This window comes from Paenibacillus hodogayensis (assembly GCF_039536325.1).
Classification (GTDB): domain Bacteria; phylum Bacillota; class Bacilli; order Paenibacillales; family NBRC-103111; genus Paenibacillus_AB; species Paenibacillus_AB hodogayensis.
On record NZ_BAAAYO010000014.1, the window covers coordinates 93,571 to 114,900 of the forward strand.

13 protein-coding genes are annotated in these 21,330 nt (G+C 58.6%); 2 read left to right on the plus strand and 11 right to left on the minus strand.

Annotated features, from left to right (window positions below; translation table 11 throughout):
- Positions 1 to 14: 14 nt before the first annotated feature.
- The 7 genes from ABD796_RS28545 to ABD796_RS28575 all read right to left on the minus strand — a co-directional run bounded on the left by ABD796_RS28545 (position 15) and on the right by ABD796_RS28575 (position 9,767).
- Positions 15 to 2,159, minus strand: a complete 2,145-nt coding sequence (locus ABD796_RS28545) for an ABC transporter ATP-binding protein (protein ID WP_344914798.1) — start codon at positions 2,157 to 2,159, stop codon at positions 15 to 17.
- 18 nt (positions 2,160 to 2,177) lie between these two features.
- Positions 2,178 to 3,008, minus strand: coding sequence for an ABC transporter permease (locus ABD796_RS28550; protein WP_344914800.1), 831 nt, complete (start codon positions 3,006 to 3,008; stop codon positions 2,178 to 2,180).
- Positions 3,005 to 3,949 (minus strand): ABC transporter permease, encoded by a 945-nt coding sequence (locus ABD796_RS28555; protein WP_344914802.1) that lies wholly within the window; start codon positions 3,947 to 3,949, stop codon positions 3,005 to 3,007. Before ABD796_RS28555 ends, ABD796_RS28550 begins: the two co-directional genes overlap by 4 nt.
- A 20-nt stretch (positions 3,950 to 3,969) precedes the next feature.
- Complete coding sequence (locus tag ABD796_RS28560; protein WP_344914804.1) at positions 3,970 to 5,628, minus strand: ABC transporter substrate-binding protein; 1,659 nt, start codon at positions 5,626 to 5,628, stop codon at positions 3,970 to 3,972.
- 34 nt (positions 5,629 to 5,662) lie between these two features.
- On the minus strand, positions 5,663 to 6,994 hold the full coding sequence (locus ABD796_RS28565) for an LLM class flavin-dependent oxidoreductase (RefSeq protein ID WP_344914806.1): 1,332 nt from the start codon (positions 6,992 to 6,994) through the stop codon (positions 5,663 to 5,665).
- A gap of 27 nt (positions 6,995 to 7,021) precedes the next feature.
- The gene (gene ssuD, locus ABD796_RS28570; protein ID WP_344914808.1) at positions 7,022 to 8,176 is read right to left on the minus strand and encodes an FMNH2-dependent alkanesulfonate monooxygenase; all 1,155 of its coding nucleotides are present in this window, start codon (positions 8,174 to 8,176) and stop codon (positions 7,022 to 7,024) included.
- A gap of 130 nt (positions 8,177 to 8,306) precedes the next feature.
- Complete coding sequence (locus tag ABD796_RS28575) at positions 8,307 to 9,767, minus strand: 4-hydroxyphenylacetate 3-hydroxylase family protein (protein WP_344914810.1); 1,461 nt, start codon at positions 9,765 to 9,767, stop codon at positions 8,307 to 8,309.
- 308 nt (positions 9,768 to 10,075) lie between these two features.
- Between ABD796_RS28575 and ABD796_RS28580 the strand changes: the two genes are divergently transcribed.
- Positions 10,076 to 10,693, plus strand: coding sequence for a TetR/AcrR family transcriptional regulator (locus tag ABD796_RS28580; protein WP_344914812.1), 618 nt, complete (start codon positions 10,076 to 10,078; stop codon positions 10,691 to 10,693).
- 174 nt (positions 10,694 to 10,867) lie between these two features.
- Here the strand turns inward: ABD796_RS28580 and ABD796_RS28585 are convergent, their stop codons facing one another.
- Positions 10,868 to 15,631 (minus strand): S-layer homology domain-containing protein, encoded by a 4,764-nt coding sequence (locus ABD796_RS28585; protein WP_344914814.1) that lies wholly within the window; start codon positions 15,629 to 15,631, stop codon positions 10,868 to 10,870.
- Between the two features lie 100 nt (positions 15,632 to 15,731).
- Positions 15,732 to 16,328, minus strand: a complete 597-nt coding sequence (locus tag ABD796_RS28590; RefSeq protein ID WP_344914816.1) for a TetR/AcrR family transcriptional regulator — start codon at positions 16,326 to 16,328, stop codon at positions 15,732 to 15,734.
- Between the two features lie 853 nt (positions 16,329 to 17,181).
- On the opposite strand from ABD796_RS28590, the gene ABD796_RS28595 reads away from it, so the two are divergent.
- Complete coding sequence (locus tag ABD796_RS28595) at positions 17,182 to 18,579, plus strand: glycoside hydrolase family 26 protein (RefSeq protein ID WP_344914818.1); 1,398 nt, start codon at positions 17,182 to 17,184, stop codon at positions 18,577 to 18,579.
- A gap of 421 nt (positions 18,580 to 19,000) precedes the next feature.
- Here the strand turns inward: ABD796_RS28595 and ABD796_RS28600 are convergent, their stop codons facing one another.
- On the minus strand, positions 19,001 to 19,969 hold the full coding sequence (locus ABD796_RS28600; protein WP_344914820.1) for a sugar phosphate isomerase/epimerase family protein: 969 nt from the start codon (positions 19,967 to 19,969) through the stop codon (positions 19,001 to 19,003).
- A 59-nt stretch (positions 19,970 to 20,028) separates the two neighbouring features.
- Entirely contained in the window at positions 20,029 to 21,117 is a 1,089-nt protein-coding gene (locus ABD796_RS28605; RefSeq protein WP_344914822.1) for a Gfo/Idh/MocA family protein, read from the minus strand.
- Positions 21,118 to 21,330 lie beyond the last annotated feature (213 nt).

Sequence of the window (21,330 nt, forward strand, 5' to 3'; positions counted from 1 at the left end):
GTTGGCACGCCGCTCTATAGCGGATAATGGCACGCCGCGTAATGGTCTTTGCCGACTTCGGTCCATTCGGGCTTCTCTTCCCTGCAGCGGGCCGTCGCAGCCGGGCAGCGGGTATGGAACCGGCAGCCCGAGGGCGGGTTGGCGGGGGAAGGGATCTCGCCGACGACCGGGTAGCGGCCGCTTCTCCGGGTCGGGTCCGGCAGCGGAATGGAAGCGAGCAGCGCTTTCGTATAAGGGTGGGCCGGATGCCGGAACAGCTCGTCGCTCCTTGCCGTTTCCACCAGCTTGCCCAAATACATGACGCCGATCCGGTCGGACATATGCCGCACCACAGGCAGCCCATGACCGATAAACAAATACGTCAGTCCCCGGCTCGCCTGCAAATGCTGCAGCAGATTGACGATCTGCGCCTGCACCGACACGTCCAGAGCGGATACCGCTTCATCCGCCAGCACGAACGAAGGATTGAGCGCAATCGCTCTCGCAATGCCGATCCGCTGCCGCTGCCCGCCGGAAAATTCGTGCGGATACCGATCGTGCCAAGTGCTGTTAAGACCGACGGTTTCCAACAGCTCCCCGATCCGCTCCCGCTTCTCCTTCGGACCCATGCGCCCGTGCACCCGCAGCGGCTCGCCGATGATGTCGCCGATCTTCCAACGCGGATTCATCGAGCTGTAGGCGTCCTGAAAAATCATCTGCATGTCTTTGCGGACGTCCCGCAGTCGACCGCCGTCCAGGGCGGTCAAATCTTGGCCGCGAAACAGCACGCGCCCTTCCGTAGCCCGTTCCAGCCGCAGCAAAGTGCGGCCGAGCGTGGATTTGCCGCTGCCCGATTCCCCCACAAGACCGAACGTCTCGCCTTGACGAATGTGGAAGGACACGTCGTCTACCGCGCGGATGAACGAGGTGGAGCGCAGCCCCTTCCGGATCGGATAAAAGCGGCTTAAGCCGTCGATTTCCAGCAAAACGGACGGGAAGGAAGGTTTCTCCGCCTCCGTCGCCGATTCCCGCACGGCCGTTTCGCGTATGGCCTCTTCGAGCACGGCTGCTTCCTGTATAGCCGATTCCGCTCTAGCAGCTTCGCGTACTGTCGTTTCGCGCGCAGGCCCTTCCCGCCCGGCCGCTTCACGCTCGCGGACAGCGGCCGTTGCAGCGCCGCGTTCCTTGCGGGCTTCCGCCGCTTCCTCCAGCAGCCGCTCCGTATGCCAGCAAGCCGTCTGGCGGCCGTCGCGCTCCGCCAGCTCCGGCTGATTCGTCGCGCACTGGCCGGTCGCATACGCGCATCGCGGATGAAACCGGCAGCCGGACGGCATCGCCGCCAGACTCGGGATCGCTCCCTCTATGGCGTGCAGCTTCGCTTTTCTGTCGCTATCCGCATGGGTAACCGAAGCCAGCAGCCCTTTCGTATAAGGATGATGCGGCTGCCGGAACAGCTCATATACCGTCGCCTGCTCCACAATCCGGCCGGCATACATGACGATGACGCGATCGGCCATCTCGGCGGCTATGCCCAGATCGTGCGTAATGAGCAGAATGGACATGCCGAGCTCCTGCTTCAGCTCCTGCAGCAGCTCCAAAATTTGCGCCTGGATGGTCATATCTAGCGCGGTTGTCGGCTCGTCGGCAATGAGCAGCTCCGGCTCGCAGGCCAGCGCCATAGCGATCATCGCCCGCTGGAGCATGCCGCCGGACAGCTCGTTCGGGTACTGCTTCATCCGCATCTCCGGATCGGGAATGCCGACGCGCCGGAGCAAGTCGACCGCATGCGCCCACGATTGCTTGCGGCTGCCCGGCTTATGCTGCGCGATCGCTTCGACGATCTGGCTGCCGATCGTAAACACCGGATCGAAGGCGGCCATCGGCTCCTGAAAGATCATCGCGACCTTTTTGCCGCGCAAAGCCCGCATCTGGGCGGCAGACAGCGAAACGACGTCCACGCCGTCAAGCTCGATTGAGCCGTGCGCTATGTTCCCGCCTTCGTCTTCGATCAGCCTCATAATCGATTTGGCGGTTATTGTCTTCCCGCTACCCGACTCGCCCACGATGCATACCGTCTCCCCCGCCCCAAGCCGGAACGAGACATCGGCGATCGCCGTAAGCGGACCGCCGCGGGCCGGAACCTGCACCGTCAAGCCGTGAACGTCAAGCAAGCTCTTCAAAGCCGTCCCTCCTCTCGGTCATGTCCTTCTGCTCCGGGGGTCCAGATAGTCCCGCAGCCGGTCCCCCAGCAAATTGACGGAAAGCACCAGCAACGTGATCGTCAGTCCCGGGAACGTCGACATCCACCAGGCGACCATCAAATAGCTGCGCCCTTGCGACAGAAACGCGCCCCAGTCCGGCACCTCCTTGATGATGCCAAGACCGAGGAAGCTCAAGCCCGAGCCGACCAGGATCGAGGTGCCCAAGCCGATCGTCGCCATGACCAGCAGCGGCGACCAGGAATTCGGCAGTACGTGCCGAAAAAAAATAGCGGTTTCGCTCGTCCCGATCGAATGCGCCGCCGTAATGTACGGCCGGCTGCGAATGCTGAGCACTTGCCCGCGGAGCACCCGCGCATAGCCGGGAACGGCCGATATCGCGATCGCCAGCACCACGTTGAACAAGCTCGGCTTCAACGCGGCGGCGATGGCAAGCGCCATCAGGATGCCGGGAATCGTCATCAAAATTTCCACGAGCCGCATCATGATCGTATCCAGCAGCCCGCCCGCATAGCCGGCCAACACCCCGATCGCGCCGCCGATGATAACGGCAAACGTGACGCTCGCCACGCCGATGATCAGCGAATCGCGGCTGCCGTAGACGACGACGCTTAACACGTCCCGGCCCATAAAGTCCGTTCCGAACAGATGCGCCGAACTAGGAGGCTTCAGGACGTTGGCGGGGTTCATCTCCGTCGGCGAATAGGGGGCGATCCATTGCGGAACGGCCGCGCAGACGACAATGATGGCCAGAAACAAAACCGCGCCGTATACGAGCCATTCCGGGCGAAACAACAAACGCCTCTTCACCGCATTCTCCCCTCCTTCGCCGCCGTGCGCCTCACTCTCGGATCAATAAACGAGTACGAAAGATCGACAAGCAAATTCACAAGCACGTACAAAATCGCCGTGAAAAAAATAACTCCCTGGACGACGGGCAAATCTTTGGCCATCAGCGCTTCCGAGACGACCCGGCCGATGCCCTGCCGGGAAAATACCGTTTCGATGACGACGGCCCCTGCCAGCAGCTCGCCGCTCAGCACCCCGATCATCGTCAGCGCCGGAATGAGCGCGTTGCGCAGCGCGTGCTTGTACATGACCAGCCTCTCGGACACGCCCTTCGCCCGCAGCGTCACGATGTACGGCTCGCTGATCGTCTCGAGCATGCTGTTGCGCACCAGCCTGACGATAAAGCCCGCTCCGACGATGCCTTTGGCGAACGCGGGCAGCACCAGCGTCTGCCAGCCGTTCGAGCCGATCGAGGGGAGCCATTTCAGATGGACGGAAAAAATAAGAATGAGCAGGATGCCGGTCCAAAATGTCGGCATCGAGATGCCGAACAGCCCGACGACCCGCGCCGTCATGTCGAGCCAGCCGCCCCGGTGAACCGCCGACAGCACACCGAGCGTAATGCCGATGACGGCGGCGATCAGAGCGCTCGCGGCGGCCAGCTTGAGCGTCGACGGGAAGTTCTTCCATATTTTCGGAAGAACGGGCTCGCCGTTCATCAAGCTTTTGCCGAAGTCTCCGCGCAGCATGCCGCCGACATACTCGGTGAACTGCACGTAGAAGGGCCTGTCCACGCCAAGCTGGTGCCGCAGCTGCGCGATCATTTCCGGCGTTGCGGAAGCATCCAGCATATGATCCGTCGGATCGCCGGGAAGCATATATACAATGACAAAGACGAGCACCAGCGAACCGACGATCACGATCAGGGATGACAATAATCGCACAACGACTTTACTTAGCACGCGAACGGACTCCTTCTCGTTTATTTGGAAATATAAACGTCATTAAAGAACGGGTAACCGGGGGAATCGAACACGAGCCCGTGAACGGACTTGGACGCCGCCACCGTGTAAGGGAACACATAAATCGGGATAATGACCGCTTTATTGATAATCGCCTGCTGCAGTTCCTTGTAAATTTGCTCGCGCTTGGCTTTGTCCGATTCTATGCTGCCCTTATCGATCAGCTTGTCGATTTCCGGATCGGCCAGACCGGGAATGTTCCGCTGGTCGCCGGGCACGTTCTGCACCTGAGAATGATAGAAGAAACGGAGCCGGTCCGGGTCCGGGCTGACGGTGCTGTTGCCGAAAATATCGTACGGCTTGCCTTTCGTAATGACCGTGGTATAGGCGTCCTTCGTAATTTCCACTTCGACGGAAACGCCGATCTGCTTCAGCTGCTGCTGGATGATTGCGGCGATGTCGTTGCGCTTCTCGCGGTTCGGCGAGCTTTCCACGTACAGGATCGACAGCTTCTTGCCGTCCTTCGCGCGAATGCCGTCGGCTCCGCGAACCCAGCCGAGCTCGTCGAGCAGCTCGTTCGCTTTTTTCACGTCAGGCTTGACGGTATTCTCAAGCGACTTGGAGTAGCCCAGCGTCGAGGGAGACAGCGGCGACCACGCCCGCTCGTACGTGCCAAGGTACAGCGTCTTCACGATCGAATCGACATCGATGGCGAGCTGCAGCGCCTGTCTCGCCTTCAGCTCGTTCCAGGGCTCGCGCTTCTGGTTGATGAACAGCGTGAACGGCAAGCCGCCGGTTTGCGTTTGGATGATTTGGAGTTTGGAATCGTTTTGCAGCGAGACGACATTTTGCGGCGGCACGGTTTCCCCGGCGAGCACTTCTCCGCTCATGACGCTGCCGATCCGCGACGCTTCCTCCGGCACGATTTTGAACGTCAGCTTGTCCAGGTAAGCCGGCCCTTTATTGGAAATTCCTTCGGGCGCCCATTTGTAATCCGGGTTTTTCACGAGGGCAATTTCCGTATTTTCCGTCCATTTGACGAATTTGAACGGTCCCGTTCCGGCCGGCGGCACTTTGCCGAGCTCTGCGCCGATTTTCTCCAGCGCCTGCGGCGAAACGTTGCCGATCAGAAATTGGCTGATTCCGGTCAGAAACGGCGAGTACGGGTCCTTCAGGTTGACCTTGAGCGTATGCTCGTCGAGCACCTCGGAAGACGCATAGGGACCGATCGCTTCCCGGCCGACTCCCGCTTTCGTATTCGGATCGTAGATGCGGTCGAAGTTTTCTTTCACCGACTGGGCCGTAAAGGGAGTACCGTCGTGAAATTTGACGTCCTTGCGCAGCTTGAACGTGTAGCTCTTGCCGTCCGGCGAGACGGACCATTCCGTCGCCAGCCAAGGCTTCACCTCGTTGTTGACGAGAATGACCAGACTGTCGAACATCGCTCTCTGCACCCGACCGCCGAGTGCTGAGCCGTCTCCGTGCGGGTCCATGCTCCTGGGCGAGCCGGCAAGCGCAAACGTCAGCTCGCCCCCTTGCTGCGGTCCTTTCTGTTCCACCTGCTTGCCTGCGTCAGGACTGCCAGCCTCTTTGTCCGGCGTGCGGCTGCAGCCCGTTACCAGCACCGATGCGACGACGACGGCTGCCAACCAATTGGTCCAAGCTTTCTTTTTCACCATATGCGTTCCCTCTTCTCCCTTGAAATGAATCGGTTTATCCAAACCGGTTGGCCGGCCGCGGCAAGCCGAAATGATCGCGAAGCGTCGTTCCTTCGTATTCGGTCCGGAACAATCCCCGCTTCTGCAGCTCCGGCACGACCAGATCGACGAAGTCGTCCAGCCCGCCGGGCAAATACGGAGGCAAAATGTTAAACCCGTCCGCCGCCCCGCTGACGAACCACCGCTCCATGACGTCCGCGATCTGCTCGGGCGTTCCTTTAACCTGAAGGTGCGCCCGGTTGCCGGCATAGCGCTCGTACAGCTGTCGGATCGTCAGTCCTTCACGCTCGGCCGTTTCCTTGACGACCTGAAACCGTCTGCTTGCTCCGTCTTTGTCGCCCAGCGTGAACGACTTCGGCAGCGGCTCGTCCATCGGGTATTGCGACATATCGTGCCCGAACATATAGGACAGCTTCGCAACGCCCACCTCGGGCAGCAGCAGCTCCTGCAGCTCCCGCTCCTTGCGGTCGGCTTCCTCCTCCGTCCGTCCGACGATGGGGATGAGACCGAGCAATATTTTCAGCTCGTCCCGCTTTCTACCGTAACGGGCCAGCCGTCCCTTGACATCGTCGTAGTACGCTTTGGCCTGATCCAGCGTCGACCAGGCGGTAAACACCGCCTCCGCGGTTTCCGCCGCCAGCTCCTTGCCGTCCTCCGACACGCCGGCCTGAAAAATGACGGGGTGCCCTTGAGGTGGCCGCCCGATATTGAGCGGTCCGCGTACCGAGAAATGCGGTCCCTCATGGTTCAGGAAATGAATTTTGCTATCGTCCGAGAACACGCCGTTCTCCTTGTCGGCGATCAAGGCGTCGTCCTCCCAGGTGTCCCACAGCCCCTTGACCACCTGCACGAATTCCCTCGCCCGCTCGTACCGAAGCTTCGGATCGGGCAGCGATTTCTGGTTGAAGTTGCTCGACTCCTCCGCCTTGAAGCTGGTCACGACGTTCCACGAGGCGCGGCCGTTGCTGAGGTGGTCTAGCGTGGCGAACCGGCGGGCCACGTTGAACGGCTCGTTGTACGAAGTGCTCACCGTACCGACGAGGCCGATTCGCTCCGTGACCATGGCGAGCGCCGCCAGCGGCAGCAGCGGATCGAGCCGGACGTTGCTCGGGTCGTACCGTCTGTCGCTTTGCCCGATCCCGAGCACATCGGCGAAGAAAAACGCGTCGAATTTGCCCCGCTCTGCCGTTTGGGCAAGCCTCTTGTAATAATGAAAATCATGAACCCCGGACGCTGCCGCGGCGTCCGGATGTCTCCAGCCCGCCACGTGGTGTCCCCCTGCCAGTAAAAAAACCGCCAAATGAAGCCGATTGCGAGACTCGCCCAAGCTGCCCACCTCCGTGAAAATGTTTCGTCAAGATTTTGGCGCCGTCTGATGTACGGGAATCTGGTTGTTGGCGATCATCTCGCCGAACGGACTGATGAAGGAGCGGTCGTCGCCGCTCTTTTCGTCTCGCGTCAGCGGCAGCTTCGGGAAGAGCAGCTCGGCCGTCCGATACGCTTCCTCCAGATGCGGATAGCCGGACAAAATAAACGTCTCGATGCCCAGGTCGGCGTATTCCTGCATCCGCTTTGCCACGTTTTCCGGGCTCCCGACGAGCGCCGTGCCGGCGCCCCCTCTGACGAGGCCGATGCCTGCCCACAGGTTGGGGCTGATCTCCAGCTTGGAGCGGTCCCCTTGATGAAGCCGGGACATCCGGCTTTGCCCTTCCGAATCCATCCGGGAGAAAATCTTCTGCGCCGACGCGATCGTCGCTTCGTCCAGATGCTCGATCAATTCGTCCGCGGCCTTCCAGGCTTCTTCCTCCGTCGGCCTTACGATCACGTGAAGCCGGATGCCGAACTTCAGCTTCCTTCCTTTGGCAGCGGCCAGCTTGCGCATTCTCTCGATTTTCTCCTCTACCTGCGCCGGCGGTTCGCCCCAGGTCAAGTAGACGTCCACGTGCTCGGCTGCGACGTCCATCGCCGCTTCCGACGAACCGCCGAAGTACAGCGGCGGGTACGGCTTCTGAATCGTCGGATACAGCACCTGTCCCCCCTGAACGCGCAGATGCTCGCCTTCGAAGTCGACCTCGGCTCCGCTCGCCAGCTCCTTTCTCCAAATGCTCAGAAACTCATCCGTCACCTCGTAGCGCTCGTCATGGCTCATGAACACGCCGTCTCCGGCAAGCTCGACCGGGTCTCCGCCGGCCACGACATTGATCAACAGACGGCCGTTTGAAAACCGGTCCAGCGTTGCAGTCATCCGAGCCGACAAGGTCGGAGACATCAAGCCCGGTCTGACGGCCACCAGAAATTTCAGCTTCTGCGTAGCGGGCACGAGCGTGGAAGCCACGACCCAAGCGTCCTCGCACGATTTCCCCGTAGGGAGCAGCACCCCGGCATAGCCGAGCTCGTCGGCCGCCTGAGCGATTTGCCGGCAATACGCATAGCTGACCGCCCGCGCCCCTTCCCGCGTTCCCAAATATTTGCCGTCCCCGTGCGTCGGGATAAACCAGAACAGTTCCATCTCGATCCTTCCTTTCTTGATCCAAACAAAAAGGCGCCTGAAATGTTTTTCAGGTGCCGTTAGTTGACTAATAGGCAATCCGTCGTGTAAAAGCTTCTTGAAGTGGAGTACGCCCGGCAAAACCGACCGCTTATTTCGCGCTCCATGCCGCGCCGCCCTTGCTCGTTTGTTTCAACAGCCTCCAGATCGGCTCGGTGAGCGAGCTTTTATCGAAGGCGTTGTACTGATTCGCCAAGCCCCGGATAGGGTCCCCGGCATAAAACCGCTCGTACAGCAGATGCCTCGCGCCAAGAGAGCTGCCGATCAAATCCCAGGCGAGCTTGAACAGTTGGACCTTCTTCTCGGCGCTTACGGATGCTCCCTCGAAGTAACGGTGCATCAGCTCGGAGATCGGTCCGTAAAAATCCTCGACGCCGGACGGGGCTTGTACGAAGCCGCCTCCGCCCACGATTTGCAAAATCTCGACCGCCCGCGGGTAATACTTGGTGCCGAGGCTTCTAGCCGTCTCAATGTACGACAGATCGGGTACAAGCACGCCGGACACATCCGGGACCGCCTTCGTTTCCGCCGCTATAATCAGCGCCTTGATCACGTCGATCTGCGTCAACAGCTCGCCGAGCTTCTCCTGAATATGCAGGAAGCCGGTCGTGCCGATCGATTCGGCCACGGCAAACGCGACCCCGGTCACAAACTCCAGCTTCGCCGTAAAGCGTACGACGTTCTGGTGAAAAGCAAGCGCATTGGCCGTCTTGTTGGCCCGCAAAGCGAGCACATGCTCCGGATTGCCGTACAGCAGCACCCTTTCCCACGGGATCAGCACATCGTCGAAGAACAATACCGCGTCCATCTCGTCGTATTTGGCGCTGAGCGGGTGATTCTGTTCTCTCGCGTCCGCGAACGATTCCCGGCATACGATGTGCAGCCCGGCCGAATTCGCCGGCACGATCAGCACATGCGCATGGTTGCGGTTATGGGACTGAAACTGCAGGAAGGAGAAGATAACAAAATCATGCGTGTACGGTGCGCCGGTGGCAATCATCTTCGCGCCACGTACGACGATCCCTTCCTTCGTCTCGCGCACGACGTGCAGAAACCGTTCGGAGATCCGTTTGTCGTCCAGATTGCCGGACCGGTCGATCTGCGGATCGATGATTGCCGTCGTTAGGAACAGATCGTTGTCCCGGGCCTGCTCGTAATAGGCGGCGATTTTATCCGCAAAATGCGGGTCCAAGCCGGCCAGCTGATGTCGGGCCGAGTACCAGCCCGTTACGAGCGAGCGGGCGTAGTCGGACAGCCGGCTCATCATCCCGCTCGTTTCCGAGGACCAGCGGGCAAAGGAGCTGCTCCGCCGGGCCAACTGCTCGGGCGTATGCGGGACCAAAAAAGAGCCGTGCGCATAGCGGTCCGTACCGGGTACCCGAAAGCCTACCTCTTCCTGAGTGGCCGGATTGTCCAACATATTGAACAGATCCTTGATCGTGTGGAGCGTCCCTTTAAATGCCGGGTGCTCCTGGATCGCACTCACTTTCTTTCCTTCCAGCCAGACGGTTCGTCCGTCGTTCAAGCTGCTAAGAAATCGTTCGCCTCTCAAAATGGGCCTCCCTCTTACCGCAAAATAAATATCTAAATTCCGATTGATTTGCTTTGCTTTATTTATTATCATAGCTATAATTCAAATTTGTTCAACGATCATTTTTCGGCATTTTGGCGGATATCCGACGTTTTTTCGCATTTTGTTCCGTAACGGACAAATAACCCACGCCCGGCCTGCATGTTGTAGCGACCGTCAGAGCAAAGGTTTTGAAAAAGGATCCAGTTTGGGTATGTACAAGAATTTTTAATGTTGTTGCTTATCCAACATTCATTGAAATTATGTTGCTTTTATGGAGGGGAACAGGGATGACGGACAATCGGGTGAAGGACCGGAGAATCGTGCGGACGCGAAGCATGATTACCGATGCACTACTCGCTTTGCTGCAAAAAAGGGCCTACGCGGAAATCAGCATCATCGACATTACGGAGCAGGCCAACATTAACCGCTCCACCTTCTACGCCCACTATATAGACAAGGACGACCTGCTGAACAAAATGATCGACGAAAAGCTGGACCGTCTGATCGCCCTGGGGCGGTTTCATCAGGCGAGCCCTGCTTCGACTTCCGCCTTCAACGAGCCCGACCCCTATTACGTCGCCCTCTTCGAGCATCTAGGCGAGCACGACATCTTTTACCGCGTTATGCTGGACCGTCCGGCTGCCGGCGATTTTAACGCCAAAATGCAGGACATCATCAAAAGCAGCTTCTTCTCGCGCATCTCCAATATGGGACTGGATCAGAAGCTGCAAGTGCCGCTCGACATCCTGCTCGATTACATCGGCTGCTCCACGCAAGGCGTCATCGCCACCTGGCTGTTCAACAACCGGATGTACTCGCCTCACTACATGGCGCTTCAACTGACCCGCCTGTCTTCGCTTGGCATCTATTCCGCCATGGGAATCGAGGGAGCCTCGACGCGGTAGCACGATCGCGACGGATGCTGCCGAACTTCCTCAAAACCGTTCGCACCCTTACCCCTCGCGAGATAGGGGCGAACGAACATTTCCTCCCTTCCTCCTCTTTACTCACGCCGAGCGCAAAAAAAAGAACCGACAGCCTGCCTGCCGGTCCTTCCAGTCCGATTTCCTGTAAACATGCTAGCCATGCTGCGCAGCACCGTATGCGGACAAACGCAGCAGCAGCACGACCGCTTCCGCCCTAGTCAGCAAGACGTCCGGTTCGAACCGATCGTCCGCCTTTCCTTGGACAAGTCCGGCTTCCCGGGCCGCCTCGACGAAAGGCAAAGCCCACTCGCCGACGGCGTCGCCGTCCGCAAACGACGTCATTAGTGCTTCCGGGCGGGGCAGCCCGGCCGCTTTCGCGATCATCACGGCCATTTCCGCCCGGCTGATGCCGGCGGCCGGACGGAAAGTATGGTCCGGATAGCCACCGATCACCCCGGCTTGCACGGCCGCCGCCACCGCCCCGTGCGCCCATGCGGGAATGTCCGCCCGGTCCTCGAACCGCACCGGCCCTTCTTCGCGCCAATGCAGCGTTCTGCCCAGCATGACTGTGAACTCCGCCCTGGAGACGGAAGCGTCGGGACGGAACGTGCCGTCGGGGTACCCGTCGATCAGCCCTCCGGCAACACCGTTCCGTATCGCCTTCGCGGCCCAATGCCGATCAATATCCGTCAGAACCGGCTCCGGGTTCGGCTTCGCTTCCGGCGCCTCTTCCTGCTCCCGACGGACGGCGAGGACCGCAAAGGTGGTGAAATGGTCGGTTTCCCCCGTCACCGTGCCGCCGGAAACCGTCCCGCCGATGCTCATCCATGTCTTCGCCGTCTCGTCGTAGTAAGCCAATACCGGCCGTTGGCCGTCGCTCCATTCGCGGGCGGTCAGATCCAAGCTTAGACGAACCGGGACTTGAAAGGTTCCCGGCGTATCCTTCCTCAAGTCGAACACGCCGCTCAGCAGCGCTTGCCCGGGCTCAAGCAAGCCCCTCGCCTCCTCGGTTACACGCGCAACGGTGACGGTGGTCGCCCGTTCGATCGCGCCGGCCGGGATGAACAAGGTCAAGCCCGGTATCGCAATCGTGCTCTCCTTGCCCGGGACAAGGTAGAACCGATTCCCGTCGCCGTCGGTGCTTGCCTCCGTCCCCGACGAAGCGGCAGGTTCACCGGGATGATCGGGATTTCCGGAATCGGCGATAGTGGTGATCCGGATCATCTCGACGCGGTCGTTCCCAACCGTGTCGGCGGCGTACACCGTGTAGCTTCCGTTCGCGGTCACGCGGAACGTTCGCGAAGGCGGGACATCCGCGCCGAAATTCCCCGAGCGGAACTCCGCCACGGTAAACGAGCCTGCGACCCACTTCACCGTCTCGACCCTATTGCCTGCGGCCTCGCTCCCGGCCTGAACGAGCACCGTCACATCGACCCCGATTCCGCCCGCCTCCTTGGGCGTGTAGTCGAGCGCAAGGCGGGGCGGCTCGGTGACGATATTGCGGATTTCGATCGTCCGCACTTCCCCGTTGCCCGCCGTGTCGGCCGCATAGACGGTATACATGCCGTTCGCCGAAACCCGGAACGCGCTTCCCGCCGGCACATCGGAACCGACCGACGGCGAAGCCATCTCGACTGCGCTCCGTTCGCCTGCCGCCCATTTCAAGACTTCCAGCCGGTTGCCGGTGCCGCTCCCGTACACGGACGCCGTGACCGCCACATCGACTCCCGTACGGACCGGCGAGGTCGGATAGGCACTCAGCGCAATGGTCGGCCGCTCCGTCACGATATTCGCAATCTCGATCGTCTGAACCTGCCGGTTGCCTGCCGCATCGGCAGCGTAGACGGTGTACGTCCCGTTCGACGTCACCCGGAACGATCCCCCGGGCGGCACATCCGCTCCGACCGACGGGGAGTCAAAGTCGGTCTCGGTTCGCTCCCCCGCCGCCCACTTCAACACCGCCAGCCGGTTGCCGGCTCCGCTTCCGTACACGGACGCCGCAACCGTCACGTCGACTCCCGTACGGACCGGCAACTTCGGACTGTAGTCCAAACGCACGGTCGGCCGCTCCGTCACGATATTGGCGATCTCGATCGTCCGCACCTGCCGGTTGCCCGCTTCGTCCGCAGCATAGACGGTATAGCTCCCGTTTTCGTCGGCCACGAAGGACGAAGCGGTTATTGCGGTCCCGGCATCGCTGAAATAGGTGACCGGGCGTACGCCCTTGGCCCATTTGAGTCCGGCCACGCCGGTTCCCGTTCCGTCCGCATAGACGGCGACTACGACGCTGCCGGTCGTCGGGGCCGTTGTCGACGGTGTAAGCCCGATATCCGGCTTTACCCCGTCGATCACGATCGCGGCCGTATTCGGCAGCGGGGCCGGCAATTGCAGCGAGACGGGATCGCCGTTTGCCGTAATCGCCAAAGGAGCCAAGGCCGCCAAAGCGGTGGCGGGCACGATTCCGGCACTGCCTCGATCGCCCTCCTGCACCGTATAGCGAAACAGCAGTTTGCTCGCATCGCCTTCAAGCTTTCCGGCGTATACGGCCGCTCTCTCTGCACCGCTGTCCAGCCGGATCGGCCATACGGGCGCCCCCGCGTGGTCCACATCTACGGGAAAATCGTACGCCGCGATAAAATCCAGCGCAGCCCCGATCCCATACTTGCCTTTCGCCGGAACGCGCACAGCTTCCACAACCGGAGACGGCACCTGGATCGTCAAGCGGTACACGCCTTTCGCACCGTTCGCGCCCTTCACGTCGATGCGTACCGTTTGATTGCCCAAGCCCAGGCCAATGTCGGCAGTCGGTCCCGGCATACCGTTGATCGTAACGATTTGGCCCGCCCCGGGCACAACCGTTACGTTCGCCCGGGAGACCGGCGCGGCGAGCGCAGCCGTATACGTCCCCGTGTCGGGTTGAAAAGTGGAGGGCGCGACGGATACCGTCGTTCCGGGCGCTATAACCGCCAACGCCTGCAGGCTCACTCCCCGATAGGCGTCCAAAGGCATCGGATACGTCGTTCCCTCGATCATCCCCCATCGATGGCCGTTGCCGAACTGCCAGACCGAGCCGGGATAGTTCGTATACGTAGCCTTTCGCATCAAATCTACGGTCGGCTTCGGGGTCCCCCCTCCCGACGAGGCGGCCTGGCCGCTTGCTTCGCGGTCCCAGAACGAGTCCGTCACGGCCCCGGCGGCGGCGCCGGAGGCGATCAGTCCGCCCGCGCCGCCCGCCTCGGCCGTGACCGTCGCCGCCCCATACGACTCGCTTACGGTTGTCAGCGCGTCCGCAGAGCCGATCAAGCCGGCAATGTCGCCGATGCCGGCCACCGCCCCCTGCACCGCCACGCCGCTTACCGCTGTCTGGTTCGCGTGGCCGACCAGAGCGCCGACATGGCGATTGCCGCGGACGTCCGCGTCCGGCAAGGCGAGATCGGACACGCTTGCCCCGAATGCGAAGCCGAACAAGCCGACATGGTCATCGCCCGGACGCTGGATGGTCAGATGGGAAATCGTGTGACCGTTCCCCCGGAAAGTTCCGCGGAACGGCTCCGCCTCGGTGCCGATGGGCGACCAGCCCGCGCCTGTTGCGTACCCGGACAGATCGAGGTCCGCCTGAAGCGCATAAACCTGGTCCAACCCGTAACCTGCGGACGGATCGCCCAGCTTGGACAGTTGTTCGGCGGTTGTAATGCGATGCGGAAGCTGGACGGTGCCCGCATCCCGGTACACGATCAGCTTGTAGACGGCTTTCCGCCCCGTCGGGTCGGCGGAATCGCGGACTTCGATCGGAATCTCGTTCCGTCCCGGCTGAAGCGCCAGCGTGTTCGCAGCTCCCCCGCCATCGACCGATACGGAGGAGGACGGGCGAAGCGGCGTGCCGGACACGACAATGTGATCCGTCTTGCTCACCACCTGCACGGCGTACGACCCGTACGCGCTCGAAAATTCGCGATCGAGCTTCAGCAGCGTATCGTCCGTATCTTTTACCGTCAACGAGCCGAGCGCTACCTTCTTGTAATCGCCGAAATGGAGCGGATAGGTCGCTTGCTGCACCATGCCCCAGACCGGATCGGCCGACCCGTTGCCAGCGATGTCCCAGTCGACGAACGTCTCCCTGTCCATCATCTCGGCCGTCGTCTTCCCCATTCCGCCTGCGGAGACGAGCTGGCCGCTCGCCTGCGTATCCCAATACGACGAAGCGACAGGCGCCGGCCCGTCCCTTTGCCCGATCAAGCCGCCGGAGAAGGAGCCGTTCCCGACCGATGCCGTCGAATAGGAACGCACAATCGAGGCCTGGCTGTTGTTGCTCGCTCCATAACCGACCAACCCGCCAAAGCTGTCCGCGGGCGAGGCCGCCACGACCAGCCGGCCTGCTGCATAACTGTCCGCTATGGTCGAAAAATCGTGATAGCCGACCATCACACCGGCCCGCGCCCTTCCCGTCACGCTTCCTTCGACGGAAGACAACGAGAGGGACGAATATTGGAGCCCGCCGGCAATACCGCCGACATCTTGGCTCCCTTCCACCTGGACATTGGTCAAGTGCACGTTCGTAATGGTTGCGCCGTTGGTCGTGCCGAACAAGCCGACCCCGTTATCGTTGGGTCTGGCAATCCGCATATTCCGGATGGCAAAACCGTTGCCGTCGAATTGACCGGCAAAGGCGCCCGACGTCGTGCCGATCGGCTTCCACCCTCCGCCGTCTCCATCATCGTAACCGGCCAAATCAATATCCTGAATAAGCCTGTATTTGCCCGTCAACTGATTGCGCATATTGTTCAACTCCGCGGGACCGCTGACCGCGATCCACGCTTCATCCGCCTGGACGGGGCGGCCCGGTCCGTAGGCGATCGGAACGAAAAGCAGGACAAACAGAAACAGAAGCGTACGCGAAACGGCTTTGGACTTCATCATCAGGAACCCCTCGCATCTAAAATGTGACGGAGGATGGCGTCTCAAACGCCTGCGGCCGAACGGCTGATCGCCTCGCCGTCTCCTCCTTTGCTCTCGCCTTCTAACGCAAAAGCTTGACCAAACCTTCCATGAGCACATGTGGGTCCGTTCCCCCGAACAAGGCCGAGAAGAGCGAGTACCCTTCGTTGAACGCAATGAGCTGCATGGCAATCGGACGCGGATCTCGCTCGCTGTCGACCCAGCCCTGCGCCTGCAAGTTCCGCACCAGTTGCTCGATCCCCGCAATCCATTGGCGGTATTTCGTCTGGAACAGCTCGCGGACGTCCGGGTCCTGCTTCGTCTGCTGGTAGAAATCGGCCAATGCCACAATCCAGTTGTCGACGCCCAGCAGCATATCGCCAAGCCGCGTCAATGTGATGGTCATCACTTCCTCCAGCGACGTGTTCGCCGGGCTGTATTGCTTGGGCACCTCGTACCACCCGCTCGTCATGTCCATCTGATAGTCCAGCACTTCCAGAAACAGCTGTTCTTTCGTTCGAAAATGGACATAAAACGCCCCGTTCGTATGTCCGGTGCGCGCCACAATATCTCCGATCGTCGTAGAAGCGAACCCCTTCTCCGCGAAGCATTTCAACCCCGCTTCCAGGAGCTGCCGGTGAGTCGTTTCCCGCTTCAATTGAAATTTGGTTTTTGTCACAATTCCCTCCACTTATTTAATTACATTCATGTATGTATTTAATTTAAATGTAATCGGGCACCCCGCGTTCGTCAAGATGCAAAACTCGCCGCTGCTTGGGCCAGCCGGTTATTTAACTTTTGTTGCTTTAGCAGCATTAATTGCTGTCACGGTAGTTATCTGGGCTTATTTTCGAATTAAGTAATAGATTTTGAACAGCCGCTCCTACCTCATGCGGCAAATAACTCGCATTTTGCAGCGTCATCTGCCGGCCAAATCCCGACGACCTGTACCGTTGTCGCCGCAGCCCCCGCGGAATAACGCGCTCCACTTAAGAGCCCTCTCGCAGTTGATAGCCTTAATTTGATGCCGCATGCCCTTAGCTGGGCTCGTATCAATTCCCCTGGCAGTTGCCAATAATATTCCGCCTAGAATATCTCTTTTTTTACCCATCTCACGGCGCAGCTTGCGCTTACATTCACTAAGATCGAGACGGGCGACGTCCCGCTCCCCCCCTTGACCATACACCCGCTGATACATTAACCCGAATAAATTTATTTCCACCGTTGAAAGTCAGAGCCCCAACCCTATGTCACATTATGCCGTCCCCGATTGTAAATATTGTATAGCTGTAGTAGAAAGGGGGACTGCGGAGATGGAAAATGAAGCTTTAAGCGGAAGTGTAAATCGTTTTAAAAATGGAATGGAGCACTAGTGGACATCATTAGGTCACAAAAATAGGCATGTGGTACGACATTCTTAAAGGAGGACTTGAATTCTGAAACGAAAGAAGCTGCTTTACGTTCTGACAGGCATCGTTATACTTGCCGCAATCGGCGTTTTTTTACTTAACCGCACTCCATCCTCCGGGGATATGGCCTCCTATACGTATTTGCCTTACGGGTATCAGTTGCAATATCCGAAACAGATGAAGACGGACGATTCTATGGCGGCCATCAAGACGAGTTTCTACGACGATCATACGCAAATCGACGTGTACTATGATAATTTCAATCATACCGTTACCGACGCGGCCGCCTATATCGGATATGGCAACCGTTTTACAAAAAACGCCTCGGATCATCGCGTTACTGAAGATAAAAGCATGATTGTAGAGGGTTCGACGGTACATCTATTGAAATGGGAGCGCGATAAACTGGAGCGTGTGGAAAGCGATAAACATTATTACGCAAGCGCCCAGATCGTTAAAAATGACAGAGAAGTTTATACGATTCAGATCAAGTCCGATCGACCCATTCATAATGAAATGGATATCGTGTCTTCGTTCCGGATGTTTTCACCTCAGGGGAGCGCGAATATTGGCAAAGTGACGACAAGGAAGACCCCTCGGGTAAACAAAGAAGCGGCCGACCTCTATAACCGGCTTTTCTTATCGGACGGTTTGAAGTGGGGCATCTACGAGCCTGATGCAGCCAAATCGAAAATGAATCGGCTGCTGGAGCTGGAGCAAAAGCTTGACTATAAATTCGGGCTGCTTATCCGCTACCAGTCGCTGGATACGGGACTTCCGGTAGAAGATTTAAACAAGATTTACGAGAACGGACGCATCGCCGTTCTGACTTTGCAGACGATGCACTACAACAAGGATAATTCCAGTATCATGTACGACATCTTGAAAGGAAAGTACGACGAATATTTGATGAAATATGCACAAGACATCAAGGCGTTCGGTCACCCCCTGCTATTCCGGCTGAATAATGAAATGAATGGGGACTGGGTTCCGTATTCGAGCTATCACAATTCGAAAGATACGGATATTTATACCGATACGTGGAGATACATTCATGATATTTTCAGCAAAAATGAAGTAGACAACGTACTATGGGTATGGAATCCGAACAACTTGTCCAAACCCGGGTTCGCTTGGAATCATACTCTGCTATATTATCCCGGAGACGACTATGTGGATATCGTCGGCCTGACAGCCTATAATACCGGCACGTTCTACGAAGGGGAGGAATGGAGCACGTTTCACGAACTTTATGCTCCGTTGTATGCCCAATACAGCGAATGGTTCGATCAGCCGATGATGATTGCGGAGTTCGGTTCGAGCTCCATCGGCGGGGATAAGGTCGAATGGGTGAACCGCATGTTTGGGGAACTGGATCAATATCCGAAGATCAAGGCTGCCGTCTGGTGGAGCCACAAGGACTTCGATCCGAACAATCGGCCCGCCCGCATCTATACGCTTGACGAGAGCCCTGAGCTGGTTGACGCGTTCCATAGGCATTTGCAAAACTATAAACCGTAAGTTTCGGCATTGAGTTTCTGAACTTGGCTTCCTTAGTTTGATCGAGGTAGAAACTTTCACACAGGCTGCTTTATACAAGCTAACTACACATTTTCACTAAGAAAACGATATCCTGAAGTGGAATCCGTGTCCCACTATAGACAGAAAGAGCACGATCCCCCCTCTTCGTATGGAATTTCGGCCGCCGTTTACCGCCCCCTCCTCCCTGCAAGGTACGGAACAAGCCTTTCTTCTCGGCATAGTCCACAGCCATTGGCGTGACGCCATGGCCTTCCTGTTTCATTTCTGTATGCTGGATTCCGGGTTACGCTTGTGATTATAAAAACATCGAGCCCGCCATAATTCAGTACGTTAACGGTTAAAGACATTAAAAAAAGCCCCCCGGTTCAAGCTCAAACCGGAGAAGCTTTTAAATGCCGTTTTACACCCACCACATCTCGCCAAGCGGCTCGCGCAGCAGCACCTGCTGCAAGTTCGCAACCGCCTTGGTGAAGCCTTCGTCCACGGACATCAGGCCGTCCTCGTGCTCGATGCTGACCACATAGTCGTAACCGACGAGACGAAGCGCGCTCAGAATGTCCGCCCACGTCTTCATATCGTGACCGAAACCGACCGTGCGGAACTGCCAAGCCCGGTCCAGCATGAGCGAATACGACTGCATATCCGTAATGCCGTGCTTGTTCACGTTGATCGGATCGATCGTCGTGTCCTTCGCATGGAAGTGATGGATCGCGCCGGCGCGGCCCAAAATATGCACCGCCTGAACCGGATCGATGCCTTGCCACCACATGTGGCTCGGATCGAGGTTCGCGCCGATCGCTTCGCCTGCCGCCTCGCGCAAACGGAGCAAGGTGCCCGGACTGTGTACGGAAAAGCCGCCGTGAAGCTCCAGACCGATCTTCACGTTGCGTTCCGACGCGTAACGGCCCCATTCACTCCAATACGGGATCACTTTTTGCTCCCACTGCCAGGTCAAAATCTCCTGGTAATCGTTCGGCCAAGGCGCGACCGGCCAGTTCGGGTACTTCGCGTCCTCGTGATCGCCCGGGCAGCCGGAGAACGTATTGACGACCGGCACTTCCAGTCTTTGAGCCAAGTCTACCGTCTTGACGAAAGCGTCGTGAAATTCTTTGGCGATCTGCTTCTGCGGATGAAGCGGGTTGCCGTGGCAGCTAAGTGCGCTGATCGTCAGACCCCGCGATTCCACCGCTTGCTTGAACGCCTTCAGCTTGCCGGCATCGCCGAGCAGCGTGTCCGGATCGCAATGCGAGTTGCCGGGATAGCCGCCGGTGCCGATCTCGACCGCGTCCAGCCCTTTGGAGGCGATATAGTCAAGCGCTTCCTCCAGCGGACGGCCGGCGAACAGAACGGTAAATACGCCCAATTTCATGGTGCAGTCCTCCCTTCAAATGTCGTGAAGGCCGAAACGGAACGAGGTCCGTCCGCCTATTAATCGTTCAAATAAACCGTTTTGCCCGTGCGGCCGGATTCGTACAGCGCTTCGAGAATTTCGGTGACGACCAGCGCTTGCTCCGGCTTCACGAGAGGCTCGGTATCGTTCGCAATCGCATCGATCCACAGACGCGCTTCCAGATCGCCGCTCGATTCGCTCTTGCCGTCAAAGAACGCCACGCCGCCGGAATCCGTCTTCACAGTCGTATCGAACAAGCGGCTGAACTGCTCGCCGTTGATGCGCAGCCCGTTTTCCATATCGGCTCCGCCTTCCGTTCCGCACAGAACGGCTTTTGCTTCGCCTACTTGCAGCGTGTTGAGCGCCCAGCTCGATTCCAGGACGATCGTTGCGCCGTTCTCCATCTTGATGAAGCCGAATGCAGAATCTTCGACGGTGAATTTTTTCGGGTCCCAAGGTCCCCATGCGTTGGCCGCATTTTCTTTGCTGCCGAGCTTGTGGAAGACCGAGCCCGTTACGCTGACCGGCTTGTAGTTGTCCATCATCCACAGCGTCAGGTCGAGCGCATGCGTACCGATATCGATAAGCGGTCCTCCGCCTTGCTTTTCTTCATCCAGAAATACGCCCCATGTCGGAACCGCACGCCGGCGAATAGCGAGCGCCTTGGCATAGTAAACTTCGCCCAGTTGTCCGCTCTCGGCCACTTGCTTCATGTGCAGGCTGTCCGGACGGTAGCGGTTGTTGTAGCCGATCGTCAGCTTCTTGCCTGTTTTCTTAGCGGTTTCCACCATGCGGCGGGCATCGGCAGCCGTCTTGGCCATCGGCTTTTCGCACATGACATGCTTGCCGGATTCGAGGGCGGCGATGGAAATTTCGGCGTGCGAGTCGTTAGGCGTACAAACGTGCACGACGTCAAGCGTGTTATCTTCAAGCAGTTCACGGTAATCGGTATATACGCGGGCGCCTTCAGCACCGTATTGCTTGGCAGCTTTTTGGGCGCGATCTTCTACGATATCGCAAAAGGCGACAAGCTCCACATTCGGCAGCTTGAACAATGCCGGCAGATGCTTGCCGTTGGCGATTCCGCCCGTACCGATAATACCGACTCTCACTTTTCCGTTAGCCATTATAAAATACCCTCCTACTGGTTGCTTTCATGAATGATTGCGGCGGTACAAGTTTCAGTTCTATGTAATCATAAAGCGCATTCTTTGAACATGAAGTATATGACAAAAAGTTGAACTATTTGGCTACGATTATTACGACATGCCCCCTGCAATATCACGACATTCCGCTCCAGCAAAGGGATTCAGCGACTTTATCCGACAAAACCGGCGGTG

Coding starts and splice junctions, on each gene's coding strand:
- ABD796_RS28595 (WP_344914818.1), top strand. CDS start 17,182: ATGGCCTCCTATACGTATTTGCCTTACGGGTATCAGTTGCAATATCCG.
- ABD796_RS28580 (WP_344914812.1), top strand. CDS start 10,076: ATGACGGACAATCGGGTGAAGGACCGGAGAATCGTGCGGACGCGAAGC.
- ABD796_RS28605 (WP_344914822.1), bottom strand. CDS start 21,117: ATGGCTAACGGAAAAGTGAGAGTCGGTATTATCGGTACGGGCGGAATC.
- ssuD (WP_344914808.1), bottom strand. CDS start 8,176: ATGGAACTGTTCTGGTTTATCCCGACGCACGGGGACGGCAAATATTTG.
- ABD796_RS28560 (WP_344914804.1), bottom strand. CDS start 5,628: ATGGTGAAAAAGAAAGCTTGGACCAATTGGTTGGCAGCCGTCGTCGTC.
- ABD796_RS28600 (WP_344914820.1), bottom strand. CDS start 19,969: ATGAAATTGGGCGTATTTACCGTTCTGTTCGCCGGCCGTCCGCTGGAG.
- ABD796_RS28585 (WP_344914814.1), bottom strand. CDS start 15,631: ATGATGAAGTCCAAAGCCGTTTCGCGTACGCTTCTGTTTCTGTTTGTC.